The sequence below is a fragment of the Streptomyces sp. ICC4 genome, assembly GCF_003287915.1.
GTDB lineage: Bacteria > Actinomycetota > Actinomycetes > Streptomycetales > Streptomycetaceae > Streptomyces > Streptomyces tritrimontium.
In genome coordinates this window covers 7,228,956-7,247,543 of sequence record NZ_CP030286.1, presented here as the reverse complement: position 1 = coordinate 7,247,543, position 18,588 = coordinate 7,228,956, and the positions used below count along the sequence as shown (strand labels likewise).

18 protein-coding genes and 1 pseudogene are annotated in these 18,588 nt (G+C 73.8%); 13 read left to right on the top strand and 6 right to left on the bottom strand.

What is annotated here, in order from left to right; all coding sequences use genetic code 11:
* Positions 1-41 precede the first annotated feature (41 nt).
* The gene (locus DRB89_RS34015) at positions 42-998 is read right to left on the bottom strand and encodes an oxidoreductase (RefSeq protein WP_112452025.1); all 957 of its coding nucleotides are present in this window, start codon (positions 996-998) and stop codon (positions 42-44) included.
* Between the two features lie 255 nt (positions 999-1,253).
* On the opposite strand from DRB89_RS34015, the gene cbiE reads away from it, so the two are divergent.
* The 3 genes from cbiE to DRB89_RS33995 are packed head-to-tail and all read left to right on the top strand — an operon-like array spanning position 1,254 to position 4,118.
* The gene (gene cbiE / locus DRB89_RS34005; RefSeq protein ID WP_112463550.1) at positions 1,254-2,522 is read left to right on the top strand and encodes a precorrin-6y C5,15-methyltransferase (decarboxylating) subunit CbiE; all 1,269 of its coding nucleotides are present in this window, start codon (positions 1,254-1,256) and stop codon (positions 2,520-2,522) included.
* Positions 2,519-3,268, top strand: coding sequence for a precorrin-4 C(11)-methyltransferase (gene cobM, locus DRB89_RS34000; RefSeq protein ID WP_112452023.1), 750 nt, complete (start codon positions 2,519-2,521; stop codon positions 3,266-3,268). Before cbiE ends, cobM begins: the two co-directional genes overlap by 4 nt.
* Positions 3,258-4,118, top strand: a complete 861-nt coding sequence (locus DRB89_RS33995) for a cobalt-precorrin-6A reductase (protein WP_112452022.1) — start codon at positions 3,258-3,260, stop codon at positions 4,116-4,118. Before cobM ends, DRB89_RS33995 begins: the two co-directional genes overlap by 11 nt.
* Here DRB89_RS33995 and DRB89_RS33990 read toward each other — a convergent pair whose 3' ends face one another.
* Complete coding sequence (locus DRB89_RS33990; RefSeq protein WP_112463549.1) at positions 4,119-4,328, bottom strand: hypothetical protein; 210 nt, start codon at positions 4,326-4,328, stop codon at positions 4,119-4,121.
* 63 nt (positions 4,329-4,391) lie between these two features.
* Positions 4,392-4,598 (bottom strand): annotated as a pseudogene (locus DRB89_RS33985) (laccase); the annotation flags it as partial.
* Between the two features lie 55 nt (positions 4,599-4,653).
* Here DRB89_RS33985 and DRB89_RS33980 point away from each other — a divergent pair.
* The 5 genes from DRB89_RS33980 to DRB89_RS33960 all read left to right on the top strand — a co-directional run bounded on the left by DRB89_RS33980 (position 4,654) and on the right by DRB89_RS33960 (position 10,865).
* On the top strand, positions 4,654-5,940 hold the full coding sequence (locus DRB89_RS33980) for an MFS transporter (protein WP_112463548.1): 1,287 nt from the start codon (positions 4,654-4,656) through the stop codon (positions 5,938-5,940).
* A 5-nt stretch (positions 5,941-5,945) separates the two neighbouring features.
* Positions 5,946-7,205, top strand: a complete 1,260-nt coding sequence (locus tag DRB89_RS33975; RefSeq protein ID WP_112454024.1) for an anhydro-N-acetylmuramic acid kinase — start codon at positions 5,946-5,948, stop codon at positions 7,203-7,205.
* 107 nt (positions 7,206-7,312) lie between these two features.
* Positions 7,313-9,019, top strand: coding sequence for an FAD-dependent oxidoreductase (locus DRB89_RS33970; RefSeq protein WP_112451831.1), 1,707 nt, complete (start codon positions 7,313-7,315; stop codon positions 9,017-9,019).
* The gene (locus DRB89_RS33965) at positions 9,016-10,515 is read left to right on the top strand and encodes an ATP-binding protein (RefSeq protein WP_112451830.1); all 1,500 of its coding nucleotides are present in this window, start codon (positions 9,016-9,018) and stop codon (positions 10,513-10,515) included. The genes DRB89_RS33970 and DRB89_RS33965 overlap by 4 nt, the downstream gene beginning before the upstream one ends.
* Positions 10,512-10,865: a UBP-type zinc finger domain-containing protein gene (locus DRB89_RS33960; protein ID WP_112451829.1), complete on the top strand. Its 354-nt coding sequence runs from the start codon at positions 10,512-10,514 to the stop codon at positions 10,863-10,865. Before DRB89_RS33965 ends, DRB89_RS33960 begins: the two co-directional genes overlap by 4 nt.
* A gap of 43 nt (positions 10,866-10,908) precedes the next feature.
* Here the strand turns inward: DRB89_RS33960 and DRB89_RS33955 are convergent, their stop codons facing one another.
* Positions 10,909-11,652: a hypothetical protein gene (locus DRB89_RS33955; protein WP_162688834.1), complete on the bottom strand. Its 744-nt coding sequence runs from the start codon at positions 11,650-11,652 to the stop codon at positions 10,909-10,911.
* 295 nt (positions 11,653-11,947) lie between these two features.
* Complete coding sequence (locus tag DRB89_RS33950; RefSeq protein ID WP_112463547.1) at positions 11,948-12,505, bottom strand: DUF4232 domain-containing protein; 558 nt, start codon at positions 12,503-12,505, stop codon at positions 11,948-11,950.
* A 348-nt stretch (positions 12,506-12,853) separates the two neighbouring features.
* Between DRB89_RS33950 and DRB89_RS43325 the strand changes: the two genes are divergently transcribed.
* Positions 12,854-13,429 carry a hypothetical protein gene (locus DRB89_RS43325; RefSeq protein ID WP_162688833.1) on the top strand — a complete coding sequence of 192 codons (576 nt, stop codon included), beginning with the start codon at positions 12,854-12,856 and terminating at the stop codon, positions 13,427-13,429.
* 114 nt (positions 13,430-13,543) lie between these two features.
* On the opposite strand, the gene DRB89_RS33940 is transcribed toward DRB89_RS43325, so the two are convergent.
* On the bottom strand, positions 13,544-14,236 hold the full coding sequence (locus DRB89_RS33940) for a TetR/AcrR family transcriptional regulator (protein WP_112463546.1): 693 nt from the start codon (positions 14,234-14,236) through the stop codon (positions 13,544-13,546).
* A gap of 125 nt (positions 14,237-14,361) precedes the next feature.
* Here DRB89_RS33940 and DRB89_RS33935 point away from each other — a divergent pair, with 125 nt between their 5' ends.
* The 4 genes from DRB89_RS33935 to DRB89_RS33920 are packed head-to-tail and all read left to right on the top strand — an operon-like array spanning position 14,362 to position 18,587.
* Entirely contained in the window at positions 14,362-15,159 is a 798-nt protein-coding gene (locus DRB89_RS33935) for an acetoacetate decarboxylase family protein (RefSeq protein ID WP_112451393.1), read from the top strand.
* On the top strand, positions 15,159-16,043 hold the full coding sequence (locus DRB89_RS33930; RefSeq protein ID WP_112451392.1) for an SDR family NAD(P)-dependent oxidoreductase: 885 nt from the start codon (positions 15,159-15,161) through the stop codon (positions 16,041-16,043). The genes DRB89_RS33935 and DRB89_RS33930 overlap by 1 nt, the downstream gene beginning before the upstream one ends.
* 19 nt (positions 16,044-16,062) lie before the next feature.
* Positions 16,063-17,349 (top strand): amidohydrolase family protein, encoded by a 1,287-nt coding sequence (locus DRB89_RS33925; RefSeq protein WP_112451391.1) that lies wholly within the window; start codon positions 16,063-16,065, stop codon positions 17,347-17,349.
* A 14-nt stretch (positions 17,350-17,363) separates the two neighbouring features.
* Positions 17,364-18,587 carry an amidohydrolase family protein gene (locus tag DRB89_RS33920; protein WP_112463912.1) on the top strand — a complete coding sequence of 408 codons (1,224 nt, stop codon included), beginning with the start codon at positions 17,364-17,366 and terminating at the stop codon, positions 18,585-18,587.
* Position 18,588 lies beyond the last annotated feature (1 nt).

Genomic DNA, 18,588 nt, shown 5'->3' with positions numbered 1-18,588 from the left:
GAAGAAAGTGACTGGCGAGTAGCAAGTTAGCCCTCGGGGATTCAGTGCGATAGGGACGCGTACGAGACTCCCGTGAGCTTTTCGGAGGCGGACCAGAGGCGTTCGCCGGACTTGTCGTCCAAGGTCCATTTCGCCCGCCAGGATCGGGCGGGCGCCCCGCGCCAGCCGAGCCGCGGACCGATGAACTCGTCCGGCCGGACCCCGGGCGCGGTGGCCGCGTACAGGGTGGGCAGGGCGCCGGAGGCGGCGGACTGTGCGATGACGCCGTTCCCGATGGTGTTGCCCAGGGTGTTGGCGGCGACCGTGATCCGCGAGGTGAGGGTGGTGCCCGCCTGCGGGGTCGCTCCGACGTGCAGGTTGGTGGAGGCGTAACCGGGGTGGGCGGCGGCGGTGACGATCCCGGAGCCGGCGGCCGCGAGCCGGCGGGCGAGCTCGTGGGTGAAGAGCAGGTTCGCGGTCTTGGAGCGGCCGTAGGCGATCCAGCGCCGGTAGCGGCGCTCGCCGTTCAGGTCCTCGTGGTCCACGTCCCCGAGGGCGTGGAAGCCGCTGGAGAGGTTCACGACCCGGGCCCCGGGGCCGGCGGCGAGGAGCCCGGGCAGGAGCAGCCCGGTGAGGGCGAAGTGGCCGAGGTGGTTGACCCCGAACTGCGTCTCGAACCCGTCCGCGGTCCGCCCGTACGGCAGGGCCATCACCCCGGCGTTGTTGACGAGGAGGTCGAGGCTGCCGTGCCGTTGGCCGTACTCCCGCGCGAACTCCCGCACGGTGGCCAGGTCGGCGAGGTCCAGCGGGATGAACCGCACGTCCGCGCCGGGCAGTTCGGAGCGCAGTGCGACCTCGGCCGCCCGTCCCCGGGCCGCGCTGCGGCAGGCCAGCACGACCGCGGCCCCGCGCCGGGCGAGCTCCCGGGCGGCGAAGTAGCCGATCCCGCTGTTGGCCCCGGTGACCACGGCCGTGCGGCCGCTCTGATCGGGTATGTGCGCGGCCTTCCAGCCCGGCATGCCGCCTCCTCCCGCTCGCCGCCGGGACCCCGGCCGGGTCCCTGGCCCCCGCACCCTACTCCCGGAGCCCGGAGCCCGGCTCCCGGAGCCCTGCCGCCGCGGGGCCCGGCCGGCCGCGGGTGCACCTCCGCGCGGGGCACGCGGGAAAGGGGCCCCACCCGGCCGCCACAGCACTAGGCCCCGGCTCCCGGGGTGTCCGGGGCCGACCAGTAGGCTGCGGGTCCACCCCCTTCCCGTACTCCGAGGTTCCGCGCAGTGAGCTCGACGCCGCCACCGCCCCCCGTACCCGTGTCGGTCGTCGGCCTCGGCGCCGACGGCTGGGGCGGGCTGACCGCTCCCGCGCGGGCCGCGCTGGCCGGGGCCGAGGTGTTGATCGGCGGACCCCGGCAGCTGGACCTGCTGCCGCCCGAGGAGTGCGCGGGCGTCCGAGTGGCGTGGCCGAGCCCGCTGCGCCCGGCCGTGCCGAAGCTGATGGCGGAGCACGCGGGCCGCCGGATCGCGGTGCTGGCGAGCGGCGACCCGATGTTCTACGGGATCGGCCGCGCGCTGTCCGAGGAGCTCGGCCCGGGCGCCCTGCACGTCCTGCCGCACCCCTCCTCCGTGTCGTACGCCTGCGCGCGCCTGGGCTGGCCCGTGGAGGACACCGAGGTGGTCACCGTCGTCGGCCGCCCGGTGGCCCGGCTCGCGGCCGCGCTGTACGAGGGCCGGCGGGTGCTGGTCCTGAGCGCCGGAGCAGTGACCGCAAACGAGATCGCCGCTCTGCTTCGAGAGCGGGGCTTCGGCCCCAGCCGGATGCGCGTCCTGGAACAGCTCGGCTCCGAGCACGAGGACGCGTACGAGGGCCTCGCCCGGAGCTGGGACCGCGCCCCCGGCGACCCCCTCAACGTGGTCGCCGTCGACTGCCGCCGCGACCCCGCCGCCGGGGTCCCCCGGCTCGGCGCGACCCCCGGCCTGCCCGACACCGCCTACGAGCACGACGGCCAGCTCACCAAGCGCCACGTCCGCGCCGCCACCCTGTGCGCGCTGGCCCCGGCCCCCGGCGAACTGCTGTGGGACATCGGCGGCGGCTCCGGCTCCATCGCCATCGAGTGGATGCGCACGCACCCTTCCTGCCGCGCGGTGACCGTGGAGCGGGTGGCCGAGCGGGCCGCGCGGATCACCCGCAACGCGGCCGCGCTCGGCGTGCCCGGACTGCGCGTGGTCACCGGCGCCGCGCCCGGGGCGCTCGCCGGACTGCCCGCCCCCGACGCCGTGTTCATCGGCGGCGGCCTCACTGCGCCGGGCCTGCTCGACGCGGCCTGGGAGGTGCTGGCCCCCGGCGGCCGGCTCGTGGTCAACACGGTCACCCTGGAGTCGGAGGCCGTCCTCACCGAGCGCTACCGGCGCCACGGCGGCGACCTGGTGAAACTGGCCGTCGCGCACGCCGTGCCGGTCGGCGGTTTCACGGGCTGGCGCCAGGCGATGCCCGTCACCCAGTGGTCGGTTACCAAGCCCTATCCCGAAATGGTGGATCAGACGACATGACCGTGTACTTCATCGGTGCGGGCCCCGGCGCCGCCGACCTGATCACGGTGCGCGGCGCCCGCAGGCTGGCCGCCGCCCCCGTCTGCCTGTACGCGGGCAGCCTGGTCCCGCGCGAACTGCTCGCCGAGTGCCCGCCGGACGCCCGCCTGATCGACACCGCGCAGCTGAACCTGGACGAGATCATCGCCGAATGCGTCCGCGCGCACGCGGCCGGCCAGGACGTGGCGCGGCTGCACTCGGGCGACCCGTCCGTCTTCAGCGCCGTCGCGGAGCAGATGCGGCGGCTCGACGCGGCCGGCATCCCCTACGAGGTGGTGCCCGGCGTCCCGGCCTTCGCCGCCGCGGCCGCCGCGCTGAAGCGGGAGCTGACCGTCCCCACCGTCGGCCAGACCGTGATCCTGACCCGGATCTCCCAGCAGGCCACGCCCATGCCGCCCGGCGAGGACCTCGCCACCCTGGGGCGCAGCGGGGCACTGCTGGTCCTGCACCTGGCCACCCGCTACGTCGACCGCGTCGTGGACGAACTGCTGCCGCACTACGGGGCCGAGTGCCCGGCGGCGGTGGTCGCGATGGCCAGCCGTCCCGACGAGTTGATCCTGCGCGGGACGCTGGCCGACATCGCGGGGCAGGTGAAGGAGGCCGGGCTGGTCCGCACCGCCGTCATCCTGGTGGGCCGCACCCTGGGCGCCGAGCAGTTCCGCGACAGCCACCTGTACTCCGCCGAGCGCGACCGGCATGCCTGCTGACGGGCCTGCCCCCACCGCCGGCCCGCCGGGCGGCCCGCCCGCAGGTCCGCCCGCAGGTCCGTCCGCCGACCCGAGCAGCCCGAGCGGCCCGGGCCGCCGCCCGCACGTCCTGATCCTCGGCGGCACCACGGAGGCCCGCGGCCTGGCGCAGGCCCTGGCCGCCGCGGAAGGCACCCCGTACCGGGTGACCACCTCGCTGGCCGGCCGGGTCGCCTCCCCGGTGCTGCCGCCGGGCGAGACCCGGATCGGCGGCTTCGGCGGTCCCGCCGGGCTCGCGGAGTGGATCACCGCCCACCGGGTCACGCACCTGGTCGACGCCACGCACCCGTTCGCGGAGCGGATGAGCTTCAACGCGGCCGGGGCGGCGGAGCTTTCGGACGTGCCGCTGCTGGCGCTGCGCCGCCCCGGCTGGACCCCGGGCCCCGGGGACGACTGGCACTTCGCGAACTCCCTCGCCGGGGCGGCCGCCCTGCTGCCGGGACTCGGCTCGCGCGTCTTCCTGACCACCGGCCGGATGGGCCTGCACAGCTTCGCGCACCTGGCCGAGCCCTGGTTCCTGGTGCGTTCGGTGGATCCGCCGGACGCGCCCGCGCCGCCGCGCCTCGAAGTCCTGCTCGCCCGCGGCCCGTTCACCCTGGACGACGAGCGGGAGCTCCTCGCCCGCCACCGCATCGACCTCCTCGTGACCAAGGACAGCGGCGGCTCCGCCACCGCCCCCAAGCTCACGGCCGCCCGCGAGGCCGGCGTCCCGGTCCTCGTCGTCCGCCGCCCGCCCGTCCCCGAGGGCCACCCCGTGGCGACCTCCGTCGCCGAGGCCCTGCGCCTGTTGCACTACGCTCTGCCGCGTTGATCACTCACGCGTGCGAAGGGAGCGGGCCATGAAGGCCGGCGGCAGAACATCCGGGGCGGTGCCGACCCTGCTCGTCGGCGGCCTGCTGGTCGGCGGCCTGCTCGTCGGCGGCCTGCTGGCGAGCGGCTGCTCGGGCGGCCCGGGCGCCGGGCCGGCGCGGAAGCCGGCCTCGGTGCCGGCGACGAGCGCCCCGGCCGAACCGTCCGGCACGTCCTCGCCCGCCGCAGTCTCTTTTCCACACCTGACGCGCCCGACCCACTCCCCGTGCGAGACCTATCCGGCAACCCGCCTGGTCACCCGGTCGCGGCGGTCCGAGAAGTGGTTCCGCGACTCCAGTGTCCAGAACGGGGAGCGGCGCGCGTCGGCCACCCCCGCCTCCGCCAGCTGCGCGTGCACCCCGGCGACCACGTCCACGGCCGGTGTCCCCCAGCTGGTCTCGTCGTACGCGGCCGGAACCACCCGTGCGACGGCCGTCCGCACCCCCGCGCGCCCCCCCTAGCAGCCCCCGCCCACCCCCGGTCCGGTCCGGCCCCCAGTGACAGCCCGGCCGCCGGCCGGCTCCCGCCGGGCCCTGGTCGCGGGGTCCGTCGGCAACTTCATCGAGTGGTACGAGTTCGGCGTCTACGGCTACTTCGCCACCGTCATCGCGGCGCAGTTCTTCACCCCCGAGGGCGGCGGCGGTGCGGAGGCGCTCGTCAAGACGTACGCCTCGTTCGCCCTCGCCTTCTTCTTCCGGCCGGTCGGGGCGGCCCTGTTCGGGCGGCTCGGGGACCGGATCGGCCGGCGGCCGACGCTCATCCTGGTCGTCTGCCTGATGACCGGCGCCACGACGCTCATCGGCGCCCTGCCGACGTACGCGTCCATCGGCGCGGCCGCACCGTGGCTGCTGACCCTGCTGCGGATCGTCCAAGGGCTCTCGGCGGGCGGGGAGTTCGGCGGAGCGGTGTCGATCATGACGGAGTCCGCCCCGCCCGGCCGCCGGGGGCGGTACGGGGCGTGGCAGTCGTTCACGGTGTCGCTCGGCCTGCTCGCGGGCGCCGGCGCGGCCGCGCTCCTGGCGACCGTACTGACCGGTGCGCAGCTGAACGCGTGGGGCTGGCGGATCCCCTTCCTGCTGACCCTGCCGCTCGGACTCGCCGCGCTGTGGCTGCGCTTGCGCCTGGAGGAGACCCCCGCCTTCGAGGCGGCCGCCGGCCGCGCGGGCGGACCCGTGCGGCGGCCGCCCGCCGCGGAGACCGCCAGGGCCGTAGTGCTGGGCGCCGGGCGGCTGATGGGATGGTCGGCGGCCGGCTACACCTTCCTGGTGGTCCTGCCCTCGTACCTCCAGAACACGCTGAACGCGACGTTCCAGCAGGCGTTGGCCGCCACCGTCCTGGCGAACCTGGGATTCGCGGCGTCGATCCTGCCGGCCGGCATGCTGAGCGACCGGCTCGGGCGCCGGACGGTGATGCTGGCCGGAGCCCTGCTCGTCGCCGTGCTCGCGCTGCCGCTGCTGAACCTGGTGCAGGACGCCGGCGCGAGCGTGTACGCCAAGGGGGCCGCGCTCCTCGCCGCGGGCGCCGCCGTCGGGCTGATGGCCGGACCCGGGCCCGCGATGCTGGCCGAGATGTTCCCGACCACGGTGCGCTACACGGGACTCGGACTGGCGTACGCGCTGTCCAACGCCGTGCTCTCGGGCAGCGCGGGGCTGATCATCACCGAGCTGGTCGCGTGGACCGGCGACGTGGACGTTCCCGCGTACTACGCCGCGGCCGCCTGCGCGGTGAGCGCCCTCGCGCTGCTGACCCTGCGCGGCGACGACCACGAGCGGGCGCTGCGGTGAGCGCCCTGCGGGTGGTCGGGCTGATGTCCGGCACGTCGTACGACGCCATCGACGCGGCCGCCGCCGACCTCGACATGGACGGGGACGCGCTCGTGCTCACCCCGCTGGGCATGATCAGCACCGCGTACGACGACGAGCTGCGGGCGGCGCTCGCCGGGGCGCTGCCGCCCGCAGCGACGGACCTGGCCGCGGTGTGCCGCCTCGATACGCGCATCGGGCAGGCCTTCGCCGCGGCGGCGGTCCGGGCCGACCTTGAACTGTGCGACGGGCGGGCGGACTTGATCGCCTCGCACGGGCAGACCGTCTACCACTGGGCCGAGGCCGGCCGGGTGCACGGCACGCTCCAGATCGGCGAGCCGGCCTGGATCGCCGAGGCGACCGGCCGCCCCGTCGTCTCCGGCTTCCGTACCCGGGACGTGGCCGCCGGGGGACAGGGCGCGCCCCTGGTGAGCATCGTCGACGTCATGTGGCTGCGGGGGCGGCCGGGAGTTCCCGTGGCGCTCAACCTGGGCGGCATCGGCAACGTGACGGTGGTGCGGGGTGGCTCGGGAGGTGCGGACGGCCCGTACGGCTCGGGCGTCCCGTACGGCTCGGGCGGCGAACCGATCGCCTTCGACACCGGGCCCGCCAACGCGCTGATCGACGCGGCGGTGCGGGAGCTGACGGGGCGGGACGCCTCGGGCGGGCAGCGCTCCATGGACGCGGACGGCGCGCTCGCCGCGCGGGGGAGGGTGGATCCACCGCTGTTGCGCAGGCTGCTGGACGAGCCGTACTACCGGCTGCCCGCGCCGAAGACGACGGGCAAGGAACTGTTCCACCTGCCCTATCTGCGCTCCGCGCTGGACACGGTCGGGCCGCTGCCCGCCGAGGACGTCATCGCCACCCTGACCCGGCTCACGGCACGGACCGTCGCCGACGCCGTACGGCCCTTCGCGGCGACGGAGGTGATCGCCTCGGGCGGGGGCACCCGCAACCCGGTGCTGATGCGGTGGCTGCGCGAGGAGCTCGGCGGAGCCGCGGGCGCGGCGCTGCGGACCTCGGACGAGCTGGGACTGCCGTCGGGCACGAAGGAGGCGTACGCCTTCGCCGTCCTGGGCTGGCTCACCGCGCACGGCCTGCCCGCGACCGTCCCCTCCTGCACCGGCGCCCGCCACGCGAGCGTCCTCGGCTCGCTCACGCCCGGCGGAGCAGGACTGCGGCTGCCGGAGCGGCCGGCGGCGGCGCCCGTACGCCTGACCGTGCGGGGCGGGCGCGCCCCTGGATGACGCGGCGTCCCGGAGCGAACTCGGACGATCGAACATACGATGGGCGGGAACCGGGCGCGGGCGGCTCGCCGCGCCGCCATCCCAGGCCGCTCGGGGGCGGGAGACGCATGGCAGAGGTCACCGGCACGGCGCGTACCGAGACGGCGCGTACCGAGACGGCGCGCACCGTCATCCTCACCGTGGACGACGACCCGGGCGTGTCCCGGGCCATCGCCCGCGACCTGCGCCGCCACTACGGCTCCGGCTACCGCATCGTGCGCGCCGAATCCGGCGAGTCCGCGCTGGAGGCCCTGCACGAGCTGAAGCTGCGGGGCGACCTGGTGGCCGTGATCCTCGCCGACTACCGCATGCCGCAGATGAACGGCATCGAGTTCCTCGAACAGGCCCTGGGCGTGTACCCGGGCGCTCGGCGCGTGCTGCTGACCGCGTACGCCGACACCAACGCGGCGATCGACGCGATCAACGTCGTCGACCTCGACCACTACCTCCTCAAGCCGTGGGACCCGCCGGAGGAGAAGCTCTACCCGGTCCTGGACGACCTCCTCGCCGCCTGGCGCTCCAGCGACTACCGGCCCGTGCCCGCCACCAAAGTGGTCGGGCACCGCTGGTCGGCACGCTCCTCGGACGTCCGGGAGTTCCTGGCCCGCAACCAGGTGCCCTACCGCTGGTACTCCCGCGACGAGCCCGAGGGGCAGCGGCTGCTGCGCGCGGCCGGAGCCGACGGACAGCGGCTGCCCGTGGTGATCACACCCGGCGGCACCGTGCTGATCGAGCCGGCCGCGCCCGACCTGGCGGCGCACGTGGGGCTCGCCACGACGCCGACCGCCGACTTCTACGACCTCGTCGTGATCGGCGGCGGCCCGGCCGGGCTCGGCGCGGCGCTGTACGGGGCCTCCGAGGGGCTCCGGACGGTGCTGGTCGAGCGGTCGGCGACCGGCGGGCAGGCCGGGCAGAGCTCCCGCATCGAGAACTACCTCGGATTCCCGGACGGCGTGTCCGGCGCCCAGCTCACGGACCGCGCCCGCCGCCAGGCCGGCCGGTTCGGCGCCGAGATCCTCACCGCGCGCGAGGTCACGGGGCTGGAGGTGAACGGCGCGGCACGCGTCGTCCGCTTCTCCGACGGCACGGCGATCGCCGCGCACAGCGTCATCCTCGCGACCGGCGTGTCCTACCGGCAGCTCCGGGCGCCGGGCTGCGACGAGCTGACCGGCTGCGGGGTGTACTACGGCTCCTCGCTCACCGAGGCGGCCGCCTGCCTGGAGCAGGACGTGTACATCGTCGGCGGCGCCAACTCGGCCGGGCAGGCGGCGATGTACCTGGCGCGCGGCGCGAAGTCGGTGACGCTGCTCGTACGCGGGGAATCCCTGGCCGCCTCGATGTCCCACTACCTGATCCAGCAGATCGAGGAGGCGCCGAACATCACGGTGCGCCCCCGGACCGTCGTCGAGTCGGCGCACGGCGACGGGCACCTGGAGCAGCTCACGCTGCGGGACGTGGCGAGCGGCGCGACCGAACTCGTCGACACCCAGTGGATGTTCGTCTTCATCGGCGCGGCCCCGCTGACCGGCTGGCTGGACGGTACGGTGCTGCGCGACGAGCACGGCTTCATCCTGGCCGGGCCGGACCTCACGCCGGACGGACGGCCGCCCGCCGAGTGGGAGCTGGACCGGCCGCCCTACCACCTGGAGACCAACATCCCGGGCGTGTTCGTGGCGGGCGACGCGCGCGCCCAGTCGGCGAAGCGCGTCGCGTCCGCCGTCGGAGAGGGAGCCATGGCAGTCATGCTCGTCCACCGGTACCTGGAGCAGTCGTGAGCGGGCGGGTCATGCCCTGCAGCCCGCAGGAGATCGCCTCGCTGTTCCTGTTCGAGAAGCTCTCCCCGGAGCAGCTCGGGCGGCTGTGCGCCGAGGGACGCGTGGAGCGCTTCGACGCCGGTCCCGTGTACACCGAGGGCGACCCCGCGACCTGCTTCTACGTGATGATCGAGGGCACCGTCGTCCTGTCCCGGCGGGTCGGCGGCGACGAGGTGGAAGTCGCCCGGACCTCGCAGCGCGGGGTGTACTCCGGGGCCATGCAGGCCTACTTGGGCGACCGGGTGCCGCAGACCTACAACAACTCCATGCGGGTGACGGAGCCGACGCGGTTCTTCGTGCTGCCCGCGCAGTCGTTCGCGGACGTCATGCGGGAATGGTTCCCGATGGCCGCTCACCTGCTGGAAGGGCTCTTCTTCGGCTCGCGGAGCACCCAGCAGGCCGTCGGGCAGCGTGAACGGCTCCTCGCGCTGGGCTCGTTGTCCGCCGGGCTCACCCACGAACTCAACAACCCGGCCGCGGCGGCCGTCCGGGCCACGGCCACACTGCGCGAACGCGTCGGCAAGATGCGGCACAAGCTGGCGCACATCTCCCAGGGCAACTATCCACGCGAGGCGATCGCCGAACTCATCGAGATCCAGGAACGGACCGTCGAACGCGTCGCCAAGGCGCCGGTGTTGAGCCCCATCGAGGCCTCCGACCGGGAGGACGGGCTCGCCGACTGGCTGGAGGACCACGGCATCCCCGAGGGCTGGCGGATCGCACCGGTCTTCGTCCAGGCGGGCCTGGACACGGACTGGCTGGAGCAGGTCGCGGCCAAGGTGGCCGGGGACCTCCTGCCGGGGGCCATCGGCTGGCTCAACTACACCGTCGAGACCGAGCTGTTGATGGACGAGATCGACGACTCCACCACCCGCATCTCCCACCTCGTGGACGCCGCCAAGCAGTACTCGCAGCTCGACCGGGCCCCGCACCGGGTCGTCGACGTCCACGAACTCCTCGACAGCACCCTGCTGATGCTCTCGGGCAAGATCGGACCCGGGATCCGGGTGGTCAAGGAGTACGACCGCTCCGTGCCGGACGTGCCCGCGTATCCGGCCGAGCTCAACCAGGTGTGGACCAACCTCATCGACAACGCCGTCTTCGCCATCGGGAGCACCGGCGGAGAGGGCACGCTGACGGTCCGCACGGCACGGGAGGGGGACCGGCTGCTCGTGGAGTTCCGGGACACCGGGCCCGGCGTGCCGGCGGACATCCGCAGCCGCATCTTCGACCCCTTCTTCACCACCAAACCGGTCGGCGAGGGCACCGGACTCGGCCTCGACATCTCCTGGCGGATCGTCGTCAACAAGCACCACGGCAGCCTCCAGGTCGAGTCCGCACCGGGCGACACCCGCTTCCAGGTGCTGCTGCCCCTCACCGCCCCGGAACCCGCCCCGGAACCCGCATCGGGATCCACGTCCGTGCCCGGAACCGAGACCACCGAGGAGCCCGCATGACCGCCATCGACGGAGTCGAACCGAGCGTCCCGCCCACCGGCACCGGCTGCACCGACTGCGACGCGGTCGGCGGCTGGTGGTTCCACCTGCGGCGCTGCGCCCAGTGCGGCCACGTCGGCTGCTGCGACTCCTCGCCCGCCCAACACGCCACCGCCCACTGGAAGTCGACGGGCCATCCGCTGGTGCAGAGCTTCGAACCGGGCGAGGACTGGTTCTGGGACTACGCGGGCAACGAGCCGTACGAGGCCGGACCCGAGCTCGCGCCACCGGCCTCCCATCCGGCCGACCAGGCGGCGCCGGGCCCGTCCGACCGGGTTCCGCAGGACTGGACGCGGCTGCTCCACCGCTGAACGGCCCGCGCGGGGCCGTCGTGCGGGCCGCGGCGGGGGAGCCTCAGGCGGCCGGCGGCGTGGTGACGGGATCGCCGCCCAGGGTGAGCAGGGACAGGGTGAGCAGCGACGCGGTCCATCCGAGGGGTGCGACGGCCGAGGGCCTTCCGGACCCGTTGACGGTTTCGGGCAGTTCACCGAGGGCGTTGCGCTTGGAGAGCACCCAGGTGAGTACGGCGTCGGCCTTCTTGGTCTGCCCGAGTCCCGCCCAGGCGAGGGCGAAGAAGGTCGTACTGGCGGTCCACGCGTAGGAACCCCAGCTGTGGTCGGGGTCGTTGCCGGGCGTGAGGCCGCCGTTGGGCAGGAGCAGCGCCCGCTGGGTGGAGTCGAGGGCGCCCGCGAGGCCGGCGGGCGCGGCGTTGAACGGCGGCGCCATGAAGGCGGCCGCGCTGTCGCGGCCGTGCAGCCCGTCGAGGGTGCGCTGGTACCCGAGGGGGGCGAAGTACCGGGCGATGCCCGCCGACAGCCGTTTGGCCGCAGCGTTCCAGTGGGCTTCGTCCTCGGCCCTGCCCAGGCTGCGGGCGAGGTCGGCCGAGGCGTTGAGCCCGGAGAGCAGGGGCGCCGCCGTGCCGATGTTCGCGGTGGTGGTGTCGAGTTCCCAGTAGTCGGGGGAGGCCGGGGCAGTCCCCGCGCGTCGAGGAGGGCCGCGGCCCGGTCGGCGGCCTTGCGGATCATCGGGTAGATCGCGTCCAGCCGGGCGGTACGGGTGTTCGCCGGCGCGCTCCGGTACCACTGCCAGGCCGCCCACGGCACCCACCCGTTGGCGTCCAGCTGCCAGCTCCGGCCGTCGGGCGGTCCGGAGCCGTCCAGCTTCGTCCGCGCCTCCCACGTGCCGTCCGCGCGCTGGGTACGGGCGCTGTACCGGAGGATGTCGTAGGCCTCGGTGTCGTGGCCGGTCCGAGCGAACGCGGCCGAGGCGAACGCCGAGTCGCGCGGCCAGTTGTACTTCCAGGCGCTCTCCCAGCCGGCGGCGAACCCTCCCCCGGGCTGAAGCAGGGCGCGCATCGACAGCAGGGCGCGCTCCGCCGCCTGCGGGGTGCGGGTCAGGGGGAGGCGGGCCGGAAGGCCGTGGCGCGTACGGCGCCGTCGCAGAGCGCGAAGTTTCCGCCGTCGTCGGGCGCCAGCTGGAGCCCGCCTCCTCCCACACCCAGTACGACCGAGGGCGCGACGCCCGGCTCGGCGCCGGAGTCGCAGTACCCGTCGGCCTCGCCGAGCACCGGGGTGAAGGTGAGCCGGGTCCAGGCCCGGTCGCCGGCCTCCAGCCGCACGGCGCCCGCCCGGCCCTCGCGCACCACGTCCAGGGGCTTGTTCCGGTCCGGCGATCCCTGACCGGCGAGGGCCACGGCGGGATGCCCCTTCAGTACGCACGCCCCGGGGCCCTCATTGACCACCGTGATCCGGAACCCGCTGACGCCGATGCGCTGCGCGCCGTCCGCGACGAGCTGCTCGCTCGTACAGGGCGCGGCGCCCGCCGACCGCCCGGCCGTCCCCTCTACCGCGCCGGCCGGGCCCGCGGCCGCCAGCAGGCCGCAGGCCAGGGCGCCCGCCACCAGCCAACGGGCCGGGGCCCGGTCCGCGCCGCCTCGTGCCGTGCGCTGCATGGGGTCTCCTCAGGGTCGTGGGGCGCCCCCTCACCCAGGCCGCGCACCCGGGCTTCCCACCGGCGGCACCCCTCCTGTCAGCGTCGCACCGCCCCCGGCCGACGGCATGCGCAGCGCCTTTTACGTGGCATTTACGGGCGTGTCAAGTCCCGAGTTTCCGGAACATGACCGGGGTGTGCCCGCCGGGGCTTACTTATGGAGCGGGAAGGCAACACCGGAAACGGAGAAGCCGAAGGGAAGAGACGGAAGACCTCCTCCGGAGGATTTCCCCTCTCCCCGACATACCGCACCACCGTCCCGAATCCCCGGGACACCTCAATTGCTCATCAGAATTACTAGGAGAAGATCATGAACCGCAAGATTCGTTTCGCGACGCTGGCCGCTTCCATCGCTGTTATCGGTGGAGGGATCGTCCTTCCGGCCTCCGTGGCCGCGGCGGCCCCGATGCCCGGACACGTGGCCACGGCCCTCCCGACCGACGGAGGGAAGGGTGGCGCCGGAGGCAAGGGCGGCGACGGCCTCGTCGGTGGCGGCGGCGGCTCCGGCGGTTCCGGTGGTGGCAGCGTCAAGGGCACGGGCGGCGACGGCGGCGCCGGCGGCGACGGCGGCCTCGGCATCCTGACCGGTGGTGGCGGTGGCGGCGGCGGTGGCGGCGGCGAGGGCAAGGTCGGCGGCAACGGCGGCAAGGGCGGCAACGGCGGCATCGGCATCCTCGAGCAGGGCGGCGACGCCGGAGCGGGTGGCGGTGGCGGCGACGGCCGGCTCAAGGGCGGCAACGGCGGCAACGGCGGCCGTGGCGGCGACAGCCTCAACGACGGTGGCGCCGGTGGCGCGGCCGGTGACGGAGGCGACGGCCTGATCGGCGGCACCGGTGGTGACGGCGGCGCCGGAGGCCTCGGCCTCGGCTTCAAGTTCCCGTTCTAACCAACGGACCCGGTCCGACGGGTGGAGGCCCTCAAGGCATAGAGTGGTGCGTAGGCAGCGTCAGAGGTGTATAAAGGAGAGGCTGCCCCCCACCGGGAAGCCGCTCTAAAACCGCTATGCGGCGCCCGCCGCGAAGCAGACCCAACCATGGGCGGGGGGCGCCGCAGAGCGGTTTTGGGGCGGCTTCCCGGGCGGGGTCAGCAGGGCTTGCACCAGGGCCCGTACGGACAGTTGGAACAGCCGTTCCGGGTCCACCGGGCGGGCCAGCGCGCGGGCCAGCGGCGGGTCGTGCGGGGCGCCGGTCGGGTCCCAGAGCTCGCTCTCGGCGGGGGACTGGGCGGGGGAGCGCTCGCGATTGCGCTCGAGCAGGACGAATCCGATGATCTGGAACTGGATGGCGCGCACCGCGTCGGCGGCCCGGGCCCCGCGCAGGCCGGCCGCGTGCACCTCGTGGACCAGGGCCTGCTGGGCGGGCAGGAACATCCGGTCGGTGAGGCCGCGTTCGTGGACCATCGCGATCAGGTGCGGTCGCTCGCGCAGCTCGCGGCGCAGGATCCGGGCGACCGAGACGATCCGGTCGCCGGGGTTGCGGCCGATCGGGAGGATCGCGCCCATGTCCTGCACGGTCCGCTCCACGAGGGCGTCGAGCAGCGATTCGCGGTTGCCGACGTGCCAGTAGATGGAGGTCACGGCCGTGCCCAGCTCGGCGGCGAGCTTGCGCATGGTGAGCGCGGCCGGCCCGTGCTGTTTGACGAGCGAGGCGGCCGCGTCCAGGACCTCTTCGCGCGTCAGTGTGGCTCTGGCCATGGTGTCCGTACCAACTTTCTGTCGATCCGTCAGATCGGTTACGTGCAAGGGTCTTTACCCTTCATCGCTCCCGGTGTAACTGTGTTACAGAACCGACTGCGTCCTAGACGAGGGATGGTGCGCACATGGCACGCGTACGGTACGGAGCGCGAACCGAAGCCGAGATCGCCGCATCGCGCGAGAAGAATTCCAAGCTCCCCGACATCTGGTCCACCGGCGTGGTGGCCGTCTGGGAGAGCGACCCCGACGTGGTGGCGGCGGTCCTGCCGCCGCCGCTGAAGCCCGCCGACCGGCCGCTGGTGCGGGCCAACATCAGCAAGGTCGACCTGCCCGGCTACCCGCTCGGCGCCGGCTCCGTGGCCGTCGCCGCCCAGCACGGCGGGGTCGAGGGCTGGTACCCGCTGGTCATGCCGATGACCATGGAGCGCGCGCTGACCGGCGGCCGCGAGGTCTTCGGCGAGCCGAAGAAGCTCGGCGAGGTCACCGTCGAGCGCGACGGCCTCGTCGTCCGGGCGGCCCTCGCCCGGCACGGCATCGCCTTCGTCGAGGTGCGCGGGGCGGTGGACCGCGAGCTGCCGCTGCCCGAGCCCACCGTGAAGACCGACTTCTACTTCAAGTTCCTTCCCGCCGTGGACGGTTCGGGATTCGACTCCGACCCGGTGCTCGTGCACTGCACCCGCAACGAGAAGGTCCGCAAGCTGGAGCACGTCACCGGTGACGTGGTGCTCCGGGAGTCGATGTACGACCCCGTCGCCGACCTCCCCGTACGCCGCATCGTCGAGATCACCATCGGCGAGAAGACCACCGACCAGAAGGGCAAGGTCGTCGAGCGGGTCAGCGCCCAGGCCCTGCTCCCGTACATCCACCAGCGCTACGACGACCCCATGCAGATCCTCGACGGACCGCCCGAGGGGAGCGTCTGATGCGACTCGAACCGGGACAGGTGGCCGTGGTCACCGGAGCCGCGAGCGGCATCGGCCTCGCCATGGCCCGCCGCTTCGCCGCCGAAGGGCTCAAGGTCGTCCTCGCCGACGTGGAGGAGGGCGCCCTGCGCAAGGCCGCCGAGGAACTCGCGGCGGACGGCGCCGAGGTGCTCGCCAAGACCGTCGACGTCAGCGACCGCGACTCCGTGATCTCACTGGCCGACGCCGCGTACGAGACCTTCGGCGCCGTGCACGTGCTCTGCAACAACGCGGGCGTCGGCTCCGGCGCCGAGGGCCGCATGTGGGAGCACGAGCCCAACGACTGGAAGTGGGCCTTCTCCGTCAACGTCTGGGGCGTCTTCCACGGCATCCAGGCCTTCGTCCCCCGGATGATCGCGGCCGGCGGACCCGGCCACATCGTCAACACCTCCTCCGGAGACGGCGGCATCGCCCCGCTGCCCACCGCCTCCGTGTACGCGGTCACCAAGGCGGCCGTCGTCACCATGACCGAGTCGCTCTACGCCCATCTGAAGGCGGAGGGCGCCGCCATCGGCGCCTCGGTCCTCTTCCCCGGACCGCACATGCTGCGCACCGGCCTGTGGGAGTCGCACCGCAACCGGCCCGACCGGTACGCGAAGGAGCGCCCGCGCAAGAGCCCGTACCGGAGCCTCGACCAGTACGAGGCCGCCATGAAGCAGGCCGGCCACGAGGTGAACTTCACCCCCGTCGAGGACGTCGCCGAGCACGTCGTGGACGGCATCCGGGCCGACCGCTTCTGGATGCTCCCGGACAGCGAGCACAGCGACCGGCAGATCCGCGCCCGCTCGCAGTCGATGCTCGACCGCGCCAACCCCGCCTATCTGGAGAGCTTCATCCTCGACTGAGGGAATCGACAGGAGTGCAGTGAGTACGTACGAAGATCCGTATCTGATCATCTCCTCCGACTGTCACGCGGGCCTGCCCACCGAGCAGTACCGCCCGTACCTGGACAGCGCGTTCCACCCCCAGTTCGACGAGTTCCTCGGCCAGCGCGACGCCCGCCGCGCCGAGGCCACCAAGCTGGGCGTGCGCAACGAGGCCTTCGCCGAGAAGTGGTTCCACGACCACGAGGAGGGCCTGCGGGGCGGCTGGGACGTCGCCCAGCGGCTGAAGGAGCTCGACGGCGACGGCGTGGCCGCCGAGGTCGTCTTCCCCGACGCCGACGCGGTGGACAGCCAGACCGCCGCCCCCTTCGGCGTCGGCCTCGGGCTCTCCGGCGACCAGGACCCCGAGCTCGGCATGGCCGGCGCCCAGGCGCACAACCGCTGGCTCGCCGAATTCGTCTCCGAGAACCCGGAGCGGCACTGCGGGGTCGCCCTGCTCCCCATCACCGGCGACCCCGACAAGGTCGTCGCCGAGATCCACCGCGCCAAGGCGTCGGGGCTCGGCGCCCTGATGATCCCCGCGATGTGGGTGGACAAGGCGCCCTACCACGACCGCCGTTACGACCCGGTGTGGGCGGCGGCCGCCGAGACGCAGATGCCGATCGTCACCCACTCGGGGTCCTCGCCGCGCCACGAGTACGGGGACCACCTGGGCATCTTCGTCTCCGAGGTCACCTGGTGGCCGGCCCGCCCGCTGTGGTTCCTGCTCTGGTCCGGGGTCTTCGAGCGGCACCCGGGGCTGAAGTTCGGCGTCGCCGAATCGGGCTGCTGGTGGCTGCCGAACCAGCTGTGGTTCATGGACCGGCTCTACCTCGGCGCGCACGGCGGCAAGAAGCTCTCGCCGTTCGAGGAGCTGAAGCGGCCGCCCAGCGAGTACCTGGACCGGCAGGTCTTCATCTGCGCCACCAACACCAAGCGGCGCGAGCTCGCCCAGCGCTACGAGATCGGCGTGGACAACATCCTGTGGGGCTCGGACTTCCCGCACCCCGAGGGGACCTGGCCCAACACCCGCAAGTGGCTGGGGAACACCTTCCACGACATCCCCGTCGAGGAGACCCGCCGGATGCTCGGCCTGGCCGCGGCGGACGTCTTCGGCTTCGACACCGCGAAGCTGGCGCCGATCGCCCGCCGCATCGGCCCCACCCCGGCCGAGCTGGGGCAGAGCGAGGACCAGGCGGCCGTCGAAGCCTCCTGGGCACGCTCGCGCGACGTCGGCCGGCACTGGCTGACGGACAACGACTTCCCGGTCCTGGGGGTGAACGCGTGACCTCCGACACCCCGGTGGCCGGGGAGGACCGGTACACGGTCATCTCGGCCGACTGCCACGCGGGCGCCGACCTGCTGGACTACAAGCCCTACCTGGAGAAGCGCCACCACGAGGCCTTCGACGACTGGGCCGCCGGCTACGTCAACCCGTACGAGGACCTCCTCGCGGACACGGCGGACCGCAACTGGAACTCGCAGCGCCGCCTGGCCGAGCTCGAAGCCGACGGGATCGTCGCGGAAGTCCTCTTCCCGAACACCATCCCGCCGTTCTTCCCCAAGGCCTCCCTGATGGCCCAGCCCCCGACGGCGGCCGAGTACGAGATGCGCTGGGCCGGGCTCCAGGCCCACAACCGGTGGCTGGCGGACTTCTGCGCGGACGCGCCGGGCCGCCGTGCGGGCGTGGTCCAGATCCTGCTCAACGACGTGGACGCGGCGGTCAAGGAGATCCGCCGCACCCGCAAGGCGGGTCTGACCGGCGGCGTCCTGCTGCCCGGCGTCCCGCCCGGCTCCACCGTCCCGGAGCTCTACTCGGCCGTCTACGACCCGATCTGGGCGGTCTGCGACGAGCTGGACGTCCCGGTCAACCACCACGGCGGCTCGGCCTCGCCGCCGCTGGGCGACGAGCCCGCGGCGCGGGCCGTCTTCATGGTGGAGACCACCTGGTTCTCCCACCGGGCCCTGTGGCACCTCATCTTCGGCGGGGCCTTCGCCCGCAACCCCGGGCTGAAACTGGTCCTGACCGAGCAGGGCTCCGGCTGGATCCCCGGCGTGGTCGAGATGCTGGACTACTACCACGGCCGCCTGGTGGCGGCCTCGGCCACCGCCGAGGCCAAGTTCGGGGCGGGCCTGGCGGAGTCCATGGGCAAGGGCCCGAGCGAGGTCTGGCGGGACAACTGCTTCGTGGGAGCGAGCTTCATGCGCCCCCACGAGGTCCCGCTGCGGGACCGGATCGGCCTCGACAAGATCATGTGGGGCAGCGACTACCCCCACGACGAGGGCACCACCCCCTTCTCCCGCGAAGGCCTGCGCATCGCCTACGCCGGCCTGCCGCGCGAGGAGGTGGCCGCCATGGTCGGCGGCAACGCCGCCCGCGTGTACGGCTTCGACCTCGCCCTCCTCGACGCGGTGGCCGCCAAGCACGGCCCCCCCGTCTCGGAGGTCGCGGAGCCCCTGACGGAGGTTCCGGCGGCCGCCACCAGCCCGGCCTTCGCCCGAGGGGGCCCGGTCCGGGTCTGGTAGG